Source organism: Pseudomonas sp. NPDC098740, assembly GCF_044760065.1.
In the GTDB taxonomy this organism is placed as follows: domain Bacteria; phylum Pseudomonadota; class Gammaproteobacteria; order Pseudomonadales; family Pseudomonadaceae; genus Aquipseudomonas; species Aquipseudomonas rossensis.
Map to the genome: position 1 here is coordinate 123,280 of NZ_JBIWAM010000012.1, position 12,454 is coordinate 135,733.

13 protein-coding genes are annotated in these 12,454 nt (G+C 60.1%); 10 read left to right on the plus strand and 3 right to left on the minus strand.

The window, feature by feature from the left end; all coding sequences use genetic code 11:
• Positions 1-137 precede the first annotated feature (137 nt).
• The 3 genes from ACIQU2_RS16780 to ACIQU2_RS16790 all read right to left on the minus strand — a co-directional run bounded on the left by ACIQU2_RS16780 (position 138) and on the right by ACIQU2_RS16790 (position 2,359).
• Positions 138-1,613, minus strand: a complete 1,476-nt coding sequence (locus ACIQU2_RS16780; RefSeq protein WP_403142640.1) for an inorganic phosphate transporter — start codon at positions 1,611-1,613, stop codon at positions 138-140.
• 369 nt (positions 1,614-1,982) lie between these two features.
• Entirely contained in the window at positions 1,983-2,183 is a 201-nt protein-coding gene (locus ACIQU2_RS16785; protein ID WP_007935837.1) for a hypothetical protein, read from the minus strand.
• A gap of 47 nt (positions 2,184-2,230) precedes the next feature.
• Positions 2,231-2,359, minus strand: a complete 129-nt coding sequence (locus tag ACIQU2_RS16790; RefSeq protein ID WP_259696353.1) for a hypothetical protein — start codon at positions 2,357-2,359, stop codon at positions 2,231-2,233.
• Between the two features lie 493 nt (positions 2,360-2,852).
• Between ACIQU2_RS16790 and pcaR the strand changes: the two genes are divergently transcribed.
• From pcaR to pcaC, 10 genes are all read left to right on the plus strand, one after another.
• Positions 2,853-3,695 carry a pca regulon transcriptional regulator PcaR gene (pcaR, locus tag ACIQU2_RS16795; protein ID WP_008147316.1) on the plus strand — a complete coding sequence of 281 codons (843 nt, stop codon included), beginning with the start codon at positions 2,853-2,855 and terminating at the stop codon, positions 3,693-3,695.
• Between the two features lie 141 nt (positions 3,696-3,836).
• The gene (locus ACIQU2_RS16800; protein ID WP_403142644.1) at positions 3,837-5,183 is read left to right on the plus strand and encodes an MFS transporter; all 1,347 of its coding nucleotides are present in this window, start codon (positions 3,837-3,839) and stop codon (positions 5,181-5,183) included.
• Between the two features lie 271 nt (positions 5,184-5,454).
• A complete protein-coding gene (locus tag ACIQU2_RS16805; RefSeq protein WP_403142645.1) occupies positions 5,455-6,312 on the plus strand; it encodes a CoA transferase subunit A in 858 nt (285 codons plus the stop codon).
• On the plus strand, positions 6,312-7,091 hold the full coding sequence (locus ACIQU2_RS16810; RefSeq protein WP_403142647.1) for a CoA-transferase subunit beta: 780 nt from the start codon (positions 6,312-6,314) through the stop codon (positions 7,089-7,091). The genes ACIQU2_RS16805 and ACIQU2_RS16810 overlap by 1 nt, the downstream gene beginning before the upstream one ends.
• A complete protein-coding gene (pcaF, locus tag ACIQU2_RS16815) occupies positions 7,088-8,293 on the plus strand; it encodes a 3-oxoadipyl-CoA thiolase (RefSeq protein WP_347802852.1) in 1,206 nt (401 codons plus the stop codon). The genes ACIQU2_RS16810 and pcaF overlap by 4 nt, the downstream gene beginning before the upstream one ends.
• Positions 8,294-8,347: 54 nt before the next feature.
• Entirely contained in the window at positions 8,348-9,052 is a 705-nt protein-coding gene (gene pcaH, locus ACIQU2_RS16820; RefSeq protein WP_403142649.1) for a protocatechuate 3,4-dioxygenase subunit beta, read from the plus strand.
• A 1-nt stretch (position 9,053) separates the two neighbouring features.
• The gene (gene pcaG, locus ACIQU2_RS16825) at positions 9,054-9,620 is read left to right on the plus strand and encodes a protocatechuate 3,4-dioxygenase subunit alpha (protein ID WP_403142652.1); all 567 of its coding nucleotides are present in this window, start codon (positions 9,054-9,056) and stop codon (positions 9,618-9,620) included.
• Positions 9,621-9,765: 145 nt separating this feature from the next.
• Complete coding sequence (locus ACIQU2_RS16830; RefSeq protein WP_403142654.1) at positions 9,766-11,130, plus strand: 3-carboxy-cis,cis-muconate cycloisomerase; 1,365 nt, start codon at positions 9,766-9,768, stop codon at positions 11,128-11,130.
• A gap of 11 nt (positions 11,131-11,141) precedes the next feature.
• Positions 11,142-11,948 carry a 3-oxoadipate enol-lactonase gene (pcaD, locus tag ACIQU2_RS16835; RefSeq protein ID WP_403142656.1) on the plus strand — a complete coding sequence of 269 codons (807 nt, stop codon included), beginning with the start codon at positions 11,142-11,144 and terminating at the stop codon, positions 11,946-11,948.
• A 10-nt stretch (positions 11,949-11,958) separates the two neighbouring features.
• Positions 11,959-12,351, plus strand: coding sequence for a 4-carboxymuconolactone decarboxylase (gene pcaC / locus ACIQU2_RS16840; protein ID WP_033060940.1), 393 nt, complete (start codon positions 11,959-11,961; stop codon positions 12,349-12,351).
• Positions 12,352-12,454: the final 103 nt, after the last annotated feature.

The following is a 12,454-nucleotide window of genomic DNA, read 5'->3' on the forward strand; positions in this document are numbered from 1 at the left end:
GCAACTTCGGTTGCCCTTTTTTTTGTGTCTGAAAATCTTTGCATGATCGTTCCCACGCGTGGGAACGATCTATACCGAAATGCGGGCAATAAAAAGGCGCGAACCTCACGGGACGCGCCTTTTTTAGCAGCGATGTATCAGCTGCCCAGTGCCTTCGACGCCAGCCAGAACAGGCCGGCCGACAGGCTCACTGTGGCTGGCAGGGTCAGGACCCAGGCCAGCAGGATGGTTCTGACGGTGCCGCCTTGCAGGCCGCTTTTGTTGGCGACCATGGTGCCGGCCACACCCGAGGACAGGACGTGGGTGGTGGACACCGGCAGGCTGAAGATGTTGGCCATGCCGATCAGGCTTGCGGTAGTGATCTGAGCCGACATGCCTTGGGAGTAAGTCATGCCCTGCTTGCCGATCTTCTCGCCGATGGTCAGTACCACGCGTTTCCAGCCGACCATGGTACCCAGGCCGAGGGCCAGGGCGACCGCCAGGATCACCCAGAACGGGGCGTATTCGGTGGTGGTGGTCAAGTCTTTGCGCAGCTTGTTCAGGTCAGCCTTTTCACGGGGCGCGAGGCCTGGCAGCTTGCCGACTTTCTTCGCCGTGTCGTCCAGGCAGAGCAGGTAGCGACGCACTTCGATGCGGCTTTCCGACGGCAGCGAGTGGTAGTCGGCTACACCTTTAAGGGTGCCGAGCAGGGCGGTAATGGTCGGTTCGGTCTGTTGCGGGTTGCAACGGAATTTCTCCGGCAGATCACCTTCCACGCTTTTGCCCAGGGCCAGGTATTCACCCAGCGTATCGGCATTGCGCTTGTAGAACTGGCTCAGGTGCAGGGTCGCGTCGCGAGTCCGTTCGATCTGGTAAGTCGTGCTGCCCAGGTCGAGAACGAACTGCGCCGGTACGATACCGATCAGCACCAGCATGATCAGGCCGATACCTTTCTGGCCATCGTTGGAGCCGTGCACGAAGCTCACGGCCATGGCTGAAATGACCAGCACCAGGCGGTTCCAGAACGGCGGGTGTTTCTTGTCGTCGATCTTGCGGCGCTGTTCCGGTGTCTTGTGCATCTTCGACAGTGGACGCCACCATTTAAGGCCGATCAATATCAGAGCGGCGACCAGGAAGCCCGCCATTGGCGAGAACACCAGGGACGCACCGATATCAATTGCCTTCTGCCAGTTCACGCCATCAGCCAACGGAATGTCGTTGATCAAGGCGTTGGCAAGGCCGACACCGAGGATCGACCCGATCAGCGTATGGGAGCTGGAAGCCGGGATACCGAAGTACCAGGTGCCCAGGTTCCAGGTGATAGCGGCGGCGAGCAGCGAGAACACCATGGCCAGCCCGTGACCGGTGTTCACATTGATCAGCAGCTCTACCGGCAGCAGGTGGACGATGGCATACGCCACGCCGACACCGCCCAGCAGCACGCCGAGAAAGTTGAACACACCGGAAAAAAACACCGCCAGATGGGGCGGCATGGCTTTGGTGTAGATAACAGTGGCCACCGCGTTAGCGGTGTCATGAAAGCCGTTGATGAACTCGAAGGCGAGGACAAAGGCCAGGGCGAGCAAGAGGCTCACAAGCACCCAAGCATCTAGTCCGCTGAATAAATCGATCATGAAGGTTTTCTGACCCGGTCGTAAGGGGGCGCGATTATGCCAGAAAAGACTGCTAATCGATGCACTAGGTGCTCATCGGTAACATTCTTCAACGAATTAATTTGTGGCAGCAGCCCAAGCCCCAGGTTTTTACTGGGTTTTGCAAGTCATTGAATTTCTTTGAAAAGGCCGCAGCCACAAGGCGTCCTCTCGTAGGAGCAAGAGGTTTTAACGCCTGTGTGAAATATCTGAAAAGAGGGCCAGACATGCGCCATTTGCCTCATCCGGTGGCTGAGGTGGCCGCTGCCCGCTCGTAGCGGGCGCGAAAGGCATCATCGATACATCCCGTTTTTAACGGGTGCAGACGCAGACCCTTGAAAGGCCGAGGGCTTATGGTTCTTCGGCTTTGAGTTCCTTTTCCATTTTCTGCAATTCTTGAGTGAAAGCCTGATCCTGAACGGTGGCGCGTTTACGCCAGGGTTTGCGTTCCGGTTCGGGCTGAGCGGCGTAGGTGGTGACTTCCCCGCCGTAAACTTCCTTGTAACGTTGTTCCTGGCGCTCAAGTTCCGCGCGCAGTTCGTCTTTCGTCACAGTGCTACCTGATTGAGTTGAGATAAATTCTGGTGAAACGCGCTGCATCAAATGTATTTGACCACGCTCGCCGAAAGCACAAGGCCCGCAAAGGCATCATTTTTTACGGCATTGCGATCAATTACTTCCATGTTGCAGGCGGCCACGGCACCAGAGATAAACAGCTGTCGTAGCATCAGTTTCCTGTTTCAGCGAACGCCTTGGCTAAGCATATGAAATGAGTGTCAGGCGCTTGCTGCGGGTAACGGCGATGGAACATCGCGCTACCGGGTGGCGGAATCGGCAATTAAAACCCGGTCACCACTTAATTGCATTATAGCGGTCGATTCGAAGAACACTATCGCCAAAGAGTTAAAAGTGGGTCTTGATGTGTGATTGTTTTGTTACTCGCAACTTTATACGGCTAACTAGGTCGTTCAGCGGCACGACTTTACAGTGATGTCTTTCTGACGCCATTAAGTCGAACAAGTTAGGACAATTACATCGACCCTTCTAGTCTGCGTCAGAGCCAGTGTAAAAACAGGTGCGAGCTCGTTCAATAATCGGCTGGTCCGATTGCGATTATCGGTCGACGGTTCGATAATCGAACGGTCTTGGCTGGCCGGGGTTGTGTGAGGGACCGGCTGCCGCTTGTAATAGCCGCTGAACCGTGTGGGAAAAGGACCTTATATGAACGATCAAATGCGCAATTCCTTCGCTTCAGTGGCGCCGCCGATCGTTGCCTCGCCCGCCAAGCGGATCCAGGCACTGACCGGCGACCCGGATTTCATGACATCCCTGGCCCGTGGCTTGGCCGTGGTGCAAGCGTTCCAGGAGCGCAAACGTCACCTCACCATCGCCCAGATCAGTCACCGCACGGAAATTCCCCGCGCCGCTGTGCGACGTTGCCTGCACACGCTGATCAAACTTGGCTACGCCACTACCGACGGCCGCACCTATTCGCTGCTGCCTAAAGTACTGACGCTTGGTCATGCCTATGTGTCCTCGACGCCGCTGGCGGTTTCCGCTCAGCCCTACCTGGACCGCATGAGCGAGCAACTTCATGAAGCCTGCAACATGGCCACTCTGGAAGGCGATGACATCTTGTACATCGCTCGTTCGGCCACCACCCAGAGACTGATTTCCGTTGACCTGTCGGTGGGTGGTCGCCTGCCCGCCTATTGCACCTCGATGGGCCGGATTCTTCTCGCGGCGCTGGACGACACGTCACTGCGCGAGTACCTCGACCATGCAGAGCTGCAAGCCAAGACCAGCCGAACCCTGCATACCCCCGAGGCGTTGCTCGAATGCCTGCAAGAGGTGCGGCAGCAAGGCTGGTGCATCGTCGATCAGGAACTGGAGCAGGGCCTGCGCTCGATTGCCGTTCCGGTGTACGACGCTTCCGGCCAAGTGGTCGCGGCGCTCAATGTCAGTACCCACGCCGGCCGAGTCAGCCGCAACGAGCTGGAACAACGTTTCCTGCCTGGCCTTCTGAGCGCGAGTCGCGACCTCAGCGCGCAACTCTTTGCGTAAGCCATTTGCCTAAGCTGTTCGATAAACGCACAGACTCGCGTTTATCGAATTGACGCTCTTTCCCCAAGATCACTAATGTCGCGGCAGCGCCAGCCTTGGCTGGCTCCTATCCGACTGCGTTCTTCGCGTGGAATAAAAATAATGAACCAGCCTCAGTCTGTTGTAGGAAACTGCCTCGACGTGCAGTCCTTCATCAATGCTCAACCCATTTCGCGCTACCAATGGCGAGTGGTGATCCTGTGTTTCCTGATTGTTTTCCTCGATGGCCTCGACACGGCGGCCATGGGTTTCATCGCGCCCGCCCTGTCTCAGGATTGGGGCATCGACCGCGCCAGTCTCGGCCCGGTGATGAGCGCGGCGTTGATCGGCATGGTCTTCGGCGCACTGGGTTCTGGCCCATTGGCTGATCGCTTCGGGCGAAAAATCGTACTGGTGGGCGCGGTGCTGTTGTTCGGCGCGTTCAGCCTGGCTTCGGCTTACAGCACCAACGTCGATCAGTTGCTGGTACTGCGTTTCCTCACCGGCCTGGGCCTTGGCGCGGGTATGCCGAACGCCACGACGCTACTGTCCGAATACACCCCGGAGCGCAAGAAATCCCTGCTGGTGACCAGCATGTTCTGCGGCTTCAACCTCGGCATGGCGGGCGGCGGTTTCATTTCCGCCAAACTGATTCCGGCCTTTGGTTGGCACAGTCTGCTGATGATCGGCGGGATTTTGCCGCTGATCCTCGCCGTCGTATTGCTGTTCTGGCTGCCGGAATCGGCGCGCTACCTCGTCGTCCGCAATCGCGGCACTGACAAAGTGCGCAAGACCCTGGCGCCCATCGATCCAACCGTCGTCGCTCAGGCTTCCAGCTTCAGCGTGCCCGAACAGAAAACCGTGAAGGCCCGCAACGTATTCGCGGTGATCTTCTCCGGCACCTACAGCACCGGCACCTTGTTGCTGTGGCTGACCTACTTCATGGGGCTGGTGATCGTTTATCTGCTGACCAGTTGGTTGCCAACGCTGATGCGTGACAGTGGCGCGAGCATGGAGCAGTCGGCATTCATTGGCGCGTTGTTCCAGTTTGGCGGGGTATTGAGCGCGGTGGGCGTGGGCTGGGCGATGGACCGGTTCAATCCGCACAAGGTTATCGGCATTTTCTATCTATTCGCCGGGGTGTTTGCCTACGCGGTAGGGCAGAGCCTGGGCAACATCACGCTATTGGCGACGTTGGTGCTCGTGGCCGGGATGTGCGTCAACGGCGCGCAATCGGCGATGCCTTCCCTGGCGGCGCGGTTTTATCCGACGCAGGGGCGGGCGACCGGGGTGTCGTGGATGCTCGGGATTGGCCGCTTTGGCGCGATTCTCGGTGCGTGGATGGGCGCAACGCTATTGGGCCTGGGTTGGAACTTCGAGCAGGTGCTGACGGCGCTGGTGATTCCGGCAGCCCTGGCGGCCACGGCGGTGGTGATCAAGGGCATGGTCAGTCATGCGGATGCGACCTGATCCGGCTTGAGATAGCGGTGTAGCGGAAAAGATCGCAGCCTGCGGCAGCTCCTACAGAGGAAAGCGAACACCCGTAGGAGCTGCCGAAGGCTGCGATCTTTTGCAGGCGACAGAGAACGATAGTCAGGCAACAATCTGTTCGATAAACGAACACTCAGTCGATTATCGGATTGTTTGGCGTTTTTCAGGGGCTTACTCTTCAGTCATTCCGGCGCTGCGCATCGCGCCTTTTTCTTACACTGCGGTTCATAACAAAACGGGAGCCTGCCCCATGGCTGAAATCCTTTCGCTGCACGACGCGGTGAAGCAATTCGTAAACGACGGCGATACGGTCGCGCTCGAAGGCTTCACTCACCTGATCCCTACGGCGGCGGGTCACGAAATCATTCGCCAGGGCAAGAAAGACCTGACCCTGGTGCGGATGACGCCTGACCTGATCTACGACCAGTTGATCGGCGCCGGTTGTGCTCGCAAGCTGATTTTCTCCTGGGGCGGTAACCCGGGTGTCGGTTCGCTGCATCGCCTGCGTGATGCCGTCGAGAAGCAGTGGCCGCACGCGCTGGAAATCGAAGAGCACAGTCACGCCGACCTGGCCAATGCCTACGTCGCTGGCGCTTCCGGCCTACCGTTCGCGGTGCTGCGTGCCTACGCCGGCTCCGACCTGCCGAAGGTCAACCCGCTGATCAAAACCGTCACCTGCCCATTCACCGGTGAAGTATTGGCGGCCGTGCCTTCGGTGCGCCCGGACATCACCGTGATTCACGCACAGAAAGCCGACCGCAAAGGCAACGTGTTGCTGTGGGGCATTCTCGGCGTGCAGAAAGAAGCGGCACTGGCCGCCAAGCGTTGCATCGTTACCGTCGAGGAAATCGTCGACGACCTCAATGCACCGATGAACTCCTGCGTTCTGCCGACTTGGGCGTTGAGCGCGGTCTGCCACGTTCCCGGCGGCGCGCATCCGTCCTACGCTCACGGCTACAACGAGCGTGATAACCGTTTCTACCAGGCTTGGGACCCGATTGCCCGCGACCGTGAAACCTTCACCGCGTGGATCAACAAGTACATCCACGGCTGCGCTGACTTCAGCGAGTTCCAGGCCAAACTGGCCGCTGCTTCGGAGGCCAAGTAATGACTTACACCACCAATGAAATGATGACCGTCGCCGCTGCCCGCCGTCTGAAAAACGGTTCGGTGTGTTTCGTCGGCATCGGCCTGCCGTCGAAAGCCGCCAACCTGGCGCGTCTGACTTCCTCGCCAGATGTAGTCCTGATCTACGAATCGGGTCCGATCGGTGCCAAACCGAGCGTGCTGCCGCTGTCGATCGGTGACGGTGAACTGGCGGAAACCGCTGACACCGTCGTCCCGACCGGTGAGATTTTTCGCTACTGGTTGCAGGGCGGGCGCATCGACGTCGGTTTCCTCGGCGCCGCGCAAGTCGACCGCTTCGGCAACATTAACACCACGGTGGTGGGCGACTACCATCAGCCGAAAGTCCGCCTGCCGGGTGCCGGCGGTGCGCCGGAGATCGCCGGTTCGGCCAAAAGCGTGCTGATCATCCTCAAGCAATCGGCGCGTTCTTTTGTCGACAAACTCGACTTCATTACCTCGGTCGGCCATGGCGAGGGTGGTGATTCGCGCAAGCGTCTTGGTCTGCCGGGCGTCGGTCCGGTCGGCATCATCACTGACTTGTGCATCATGGAACCGGAAGCCGGCACCCATGAATTCGTGGTCACCGCGCTGCACCCAGGGGTGACCCGTGAACAAGTGGTCGCCGCAACCGGTTGGGCGATTCGCTTCGCCGAGCATGTTGAAAACACTGCTGAGCCGACCGAGGTCGAACTGAAGGCGCTCAGGGATCTGGAAGCCCGCACTGCCGCGGCCCACGGCCAAACACCCGGAGAAGCCTGATGCGTGACGTTTATATCTGCGACGCAATTCGCACCCCCATCGGCCGTTTCGGCGGTGGCCTGTCGGCGGTTCGCGCCGACGACCTTGCCGCCGTGCCGATCAAGGCATTGATGGAGCGCAACCCGTCGGTGGACTGGAACGCAGTGGACGAGGTGTTCCTCGGTTGCGCCAACCAGGCCGGCGAAGACAACCGCAACGTGGCGCGCATGGCATTGTTGCTGGCGGGCCTGCCGGAAACCATTCCGGGCGTGACCCTCAATCGCCTCTGCGCCTCGGGTATGGATGCCATCGGCACTGCATTTCGGGCGATCGCCAGTGGCGAGATGGAATTGGCAATTGCCGGCGGCGTTGAGTCGATGTCCCGCGCCCCGTTTGTGATGGGCAAGGCTGACGCGGCGTTCTCGCGCAACATGAAGCTGGAAGACACCACCATCGGCTGGCGCTTCATCAACCCGTTGATGAAAGCCCAATACGGCGTGGATGCGATGCCGCAAACCGCCGACAACGTGGCTGACGATTACGAAGTTTCCCGCGAGGATCAGGACGCTTTCGCACTGCGCAGTCAGCAGCGGACAGCCGCCGCGCAAGCCGCAGGATTTTTCGCCGAAGAAATCGTTGAAGTGCGCATTGCCCACAAGAAAGGTGAAACCGTCGTCAGCCAGGATGAGCATCCTCGCGCCGACACCACGCTGGAAACCCTGGCCAAACTCAAACCGGTCAACGGTCCCGACAAAACCGTCACCGCCGGCAATGCTTCCGGGGTGAACGACGGTGCAGCGGCGTTGATTCTGGCCTCGGCCGAAGCCATAAAAAAACACGGCCTGACGGCTCGCGCCAAAGTGCTGGGCATGTCCAGTGCCGGTGTCGCACCCCGGGTAATGGGCATTGGTCCGGTGCCTGCGGTGCGCAAACTGACCGAACGTCTCGGCCTGGCCGTCAGCGATTTCGATGTGATCGAACTCAACGAAGCGTTCGCCAGCCAGGGTTTGGCGGTGTTGCGGGAACTGGGGCTGGCGGACGACGCGGCCCAGGTCAACCCGAACGGTGGCGCCATTGCCTTGGGCCATCCGTTGGGCATGAGCGGCGCCCGCCTGGTGCTGACCGCGCTGCATCAGCTGGAAAAAACGGGTGGCAAGAAAGGTCTGGCGACCATGTGCGTCGGCGTCGGCCAGGGTCTGGCCTTGGCGATCGAACGGGTCTGACGCTTAGCTTCAATAAATAGAAAGCGTCGGCTAATAAGAACAGAGGAAAGCGTAATGACTGACAAGCCTGGTTACCGCCGCCCGCAAGAGGGCACCCAGCCGGAATACCTGCACCCGGCCTATCAATCCACCAACCGTCGCTCGCCGTCCAAGCCGTTGGTGTTTTTGCCCCATTCACTGTCGGAAATTACCGGTCCGACCATCGGCGCCGAGCGTGTGCAGGAGAAGGACAACGACCTGACCGCCCAGCACAAGGGCGAGCCACTGGGCGAGCGCATCATCATTCACGGCCGCGTGCTGGATGAAGATGGCTTGCCGGTGCCAGGGATTCTGGTGGAGATCTGGCAGGCCAATGCCGCCGGTCGCTACAACCATGATCGCGACCTGCACGATGCGCCGCTGGACCCGAACTTCACCGGTACCGGCCGCACCGTGACCGACGCCGATGGCGGGTACCAGTTCCAGACCATCAAGCCCGGCGCCTATCCGTGGGGCAACCACCACAACGCCTGGCGCCCGGCGCACATCCATTTCTCACTGTTCGGGCCGAGCATTCTGACGCGCCTGGTCACGCAGATGTATTTCCCGGGCGATCCGTTGCTGGCGTATGACCCGATCTACAACTGCGTACCGGATACCAGCGCCAAAGAGCGTTTGATCGCCAGTTTCGACCTGGAAAAAACCATCCCTTCCTATGCCCTCGGTTATCGCTGGGACATCGTCTTGCGCGGCCGCGAAGCCACGCCGATGGAGAAATAAGATGACGCTGAACGCGACCACATCCCACACCGTCGGGCCGTATTACCACATCGGCCTGACCTGGCTGAACCGCGAAGGCCTGACGGTCGAACAAACACTGGGCGAGCGCGTGGCGATCACCGGGCAAGTCATCGATGGCAACGGCGACGTCGTCAACGACGCGATGCTGGAAGTCTGGCAAGCCAACGCCGCCGGCAAGTATGACCACCCCGAAGACGATCAGGACAAACCCCTGGACCCGAACTTCGAAGGGTTTGGCCGGGTGCCGGTGGATGCCGAAGGGCGCTTTCGATTCACCACGATCAAACCGGGCACGGTGGAAGGCTTGAAAGGCACGACTCAGGCGCCGCATCTGGTGGTGCTGGTGTTTGCTCGCGGGTTGGTGAAGCACTTGCTGACGCGGATTTACTTTGATGGCGAACCGGCCAATGTGGCGGATCCGCTGCTGGAATGTGTGCCGGCTGAACGCCGCAGCACGTTGCTGGCCAAGGCTGATGCTTCGGGTGTTTATCAGTGGAATGTGATTCTGCAAGGGACGGATGCCGAGACGGTGTTCTTCGATTATTGAGTGATGAAGGCCCTGCTGGTCAGGGAGATTTTGTGGCGAGGGGCTTACCCCTCGCCACAGAGATTGCATTGCCAGTCGAAGTATTGCACAACGACTTTGATTTCTACGCGTAGGCCTGACTGGCCCACGCCTGCAGGGACTGTTTATGAAAGAGCGACCGGGCAATCAATTGTTCGATGCCTATTTCACTGCACGCGGTATGCGTGAGGTGTTCTGCGATCAGGGTCGGATTCAAGCGATGCTTGATTTCGAAGCGGCACTGGCCCGGGCCGAGGCGCGGGTCGGGCTGATTCCGCAAACGGCTGTCGCGAATATTGAAGCGGCATGTCAGGCCGGGCATTACGACTTCGCTGCTCTCGGCGAGGCGATTGCCACGGCGGGCAATTCGGCGATTCCGTTGGTCAAGGCGTTGGGTAAACAGATCGCGGCCAGCAACGCCGAAGCCGAGCGCTATGTGCATCTGGGCGCGACCAGTCAGGACGTGATGGACACCGGTCTGGTGTTGCAACTGCGTGGCGCGCTGGAGCTGATCGAAAGCGATCTGGCGCAACTGGGCGAAATCCTCTCGGCCCAAGCCCAGCGTTACGTCGCCACACCATTGGCCGGGCGCACCTGGTTGCAGCACGCGACGCCCGTCACCCTCGGCATGAAGATCGCCGGTTGGCTGGGCGCTGTCACCCGCAGCCGCCAACGTCTGCTGGAGCTCAAACCACGATTGTTGGTGCTGCAATTTGGCGGCGCCTCCGGAACCCTCGCGGCCCTCGGCGAGCAGGCGATGCCAATTGCCCAGGCACTGGCCGAAGAGTTGCAACTGACGTTGCCGGAGCAGCCTTGGCACACCCAGCGAGACCGCTTGGTGGAGTTCGGATCGGTACTCGGTTTGATCGCCGGCAGCCTCGGCAAACTTGGCCGCGACATCAGCCTGTTGATGCAGACCGAAGCCGCTGAAGTGTTCGAACCTTCCGCGCCGGGCAAGGGCGGTTCTTCGACCATGCCGCACAAACGCAACCCGGTGGGCGCGGCGGTGTTGATCGGTGCTGCGACGCGCGTTCCGGGTTTGCTCTCGACCCTGTTCAGCGCTATGCCTCAAGAACACGAGCGTAGCCTGGGTCTGTGGCATGCTGAGTGGGAAACCCTGCCGGAGATTTGCTGCCTGGTGTCCGGCAGCCTGAAACAAGCGATGCTGGTGGCGGATGGACTGGAAGTGGACGCCGAGCGCATGGCCCGCAACCTCGATCTGACTCAAGGGCTGGTGCTCGCCGAAGCGGTGAGCATCGTCCTCGCTCAACGAGTGGGGCGCGACACGGCGCACCATTTGCTGGAGCAATGCTGCAAGCGCGCAGTGGCTGAACAACGTCATCTGCGAGCGGTGCTCGGCGACGAGCCGCAAGTAACCGCCGAACTGTCGGATGCTGAACTCGATCATCTGCTGGACCCCGCCCATTACCTCGGTCAGGCCCATACCTGGGTCGAGCGAGCGGTGGCTGAACATTCTGCGTTGACTGCCTGAAGGAGATTGCTGTGGCTTTCGTACAACTCGCCGAGGGCGAACTGCACTACCAAATTCAAGGGCCGCAACTCGATGGCCCGGCGGATGCGCCGGTGCTGGTGCTGTCCAACTCGCTGGGCACCGACCTGCACATGTGGGACGCGCAAGTTGCGGCGTTCACCGAGCATTTGCGCGTGCTGCGTTTCGACACCCGTGGTCATGGCCAATCGCTGGTCACGCCGGGGCCGTACAGCATCGAGCAACTGGGCCATGACGTGCTGGCGCTGCTGGATGCGTTGCACATCGAACGCGCGCATTTCTGCGGTCTGTCCATGGGCGGGCTGATTGGCCAGTGGTTGGGGATCAACGCTGGTGATCGCCTGAACACACTGGTGGTGTGCAACACCGCGGCGAAAATCGGTGATCCGTCGGTATGGAACCCACGCATTGAAACCGTGCTGCGTGACGGTCCGGCCGCCATGGTCGCCCTTCGTGATGCGTCAATTGCGCGCTGGTTCACCGCGGATTTTGCTGAAGCCAATCCTGCTGCCGCGAAGAAGATTACTGACATGCTCGCAGCCACCTCGCCTGAAGGGTATGCCGCGAACTGTGCCGCCGTGCGCGATGCCGATTTCCGCGATCAGTTGTCCTCGATCAAAGTGCCGCTGCTGGTCATCGCCGGCACCGAAGACGCGGTCACGCCGCCGTCCGGCGGGCGCTTCATTCAGCAACACGTGCAGGGCGCCGAGTACGCCGAGTTCTATGCGGCGCACCTGTCCAACGTCCAGGCCGGCGCTGCGTTCAGCGAACGGGTTCTGGCATTTTTGTCAGGCCATTGAGGGTTATTTTGTGGACGAGAAACAACGTTACGACGAAGGCCTGAAAGTCCGCCGTGCCGTACTCGGCGACGCCCATGTCGACCGCAGCCTGAACGCGCTGACCGAGTTCAACTCGGAGTTTCAGGAGATGATCACCCGTCACGCCTGGGGCGACATCTGGACCCGTCCGGGACTGCCGCGTCATACCCGCAGCCTGATCACCATGGCCATGCTGATCGGCATGAACCGCAACGAAGAACTCAAACTGCACCTGCGCGCCGCCGCCAACAACGGCGTGACCCGCGGCGAGATCAAGGAAGTGATCATGCAGAGCGCGATCTACTGCGGCATTCCGGCAGCGAATGCGACGTTCCATCTGGCGGAGTCGGTGTGGGATGAGTTGGGGGTTGAATCGCGGGAGTGATCCTGGCGATTTGCGGTATCTGAGCTGACGCCATCGCGAGCAAGCTCGCTCCCACAGTTTTCCGGTGTGAATTCAAATGATGTGTTCACCCAAAATCCCCTGT

Excerpts from the sequence above, each read along its gene's own strand:
- ACIQU2_RS16780 (WP_403142640.1), bottom strand. The coding sequence starts at position 1,613 with ATGATCGATTTATTCAGCGGACTAGATGCTTGGGTGCTTGTGAGCCTC.
- ACIQU2_RS16790 (WP_259696353.1), bottom strand. The coding sequence starts at position 2,359 with ATGCTACGACAGCTGTTTATCTCTGGTGCCGTGGCCGCCTGCAACATG.
- pcaR (WP_008147316.1), top strand. The coding sequence starts at position 2,853 with ATGAACGATCAAATGCGCAATTCCTTCGCTTCAGTGGCGCCGCCGATC.
- ACIQU2_RS16800 (WP_403142644.1), top strand. The coding sequence starts at position 3,837 with ATGAACCAGCCTCAGTCTGTTGTAGGAAACTGCCTCGACGTGCAGTCC.
- ACIQU2_RS16805 (WP_403142645.1), top strand. The coding sequence starts at position 5,455 with ATGGCTGAAATCCTTTCGCTGCACGACGCGGTGAAGCAATTCGTAAAC.
- ACIQU2_RS16810 (WP_403142647.1), top strand. The coding sequence starts at position 6,312 with ATGACTTACACCACCAATGAAATGATGACCGTCGCCGCTGCCCGCCGT.
- pcaH (WP_403142649.1), top strand. The coding sequence starts at position 8,348 with ATGACTGACAAGCCTGGTTACCGCCGCCCGCAAGAGGGCACCCAGCCG.
- pcaG (WP_403142652.1), top strand. The coding sequence starts at position 9,054 with ATGACGCTGAACGCGACCACATCCCACACCGTCGGGCCGTATTACCAC.
- ACIQU2_RS16830 (WP_403142654.1), top strand. The coding sequence starts at position 9,766 with ATGAAAGAGCGACCGGGCAATCAATTGTTCGATGCCTATTTCACTGCA.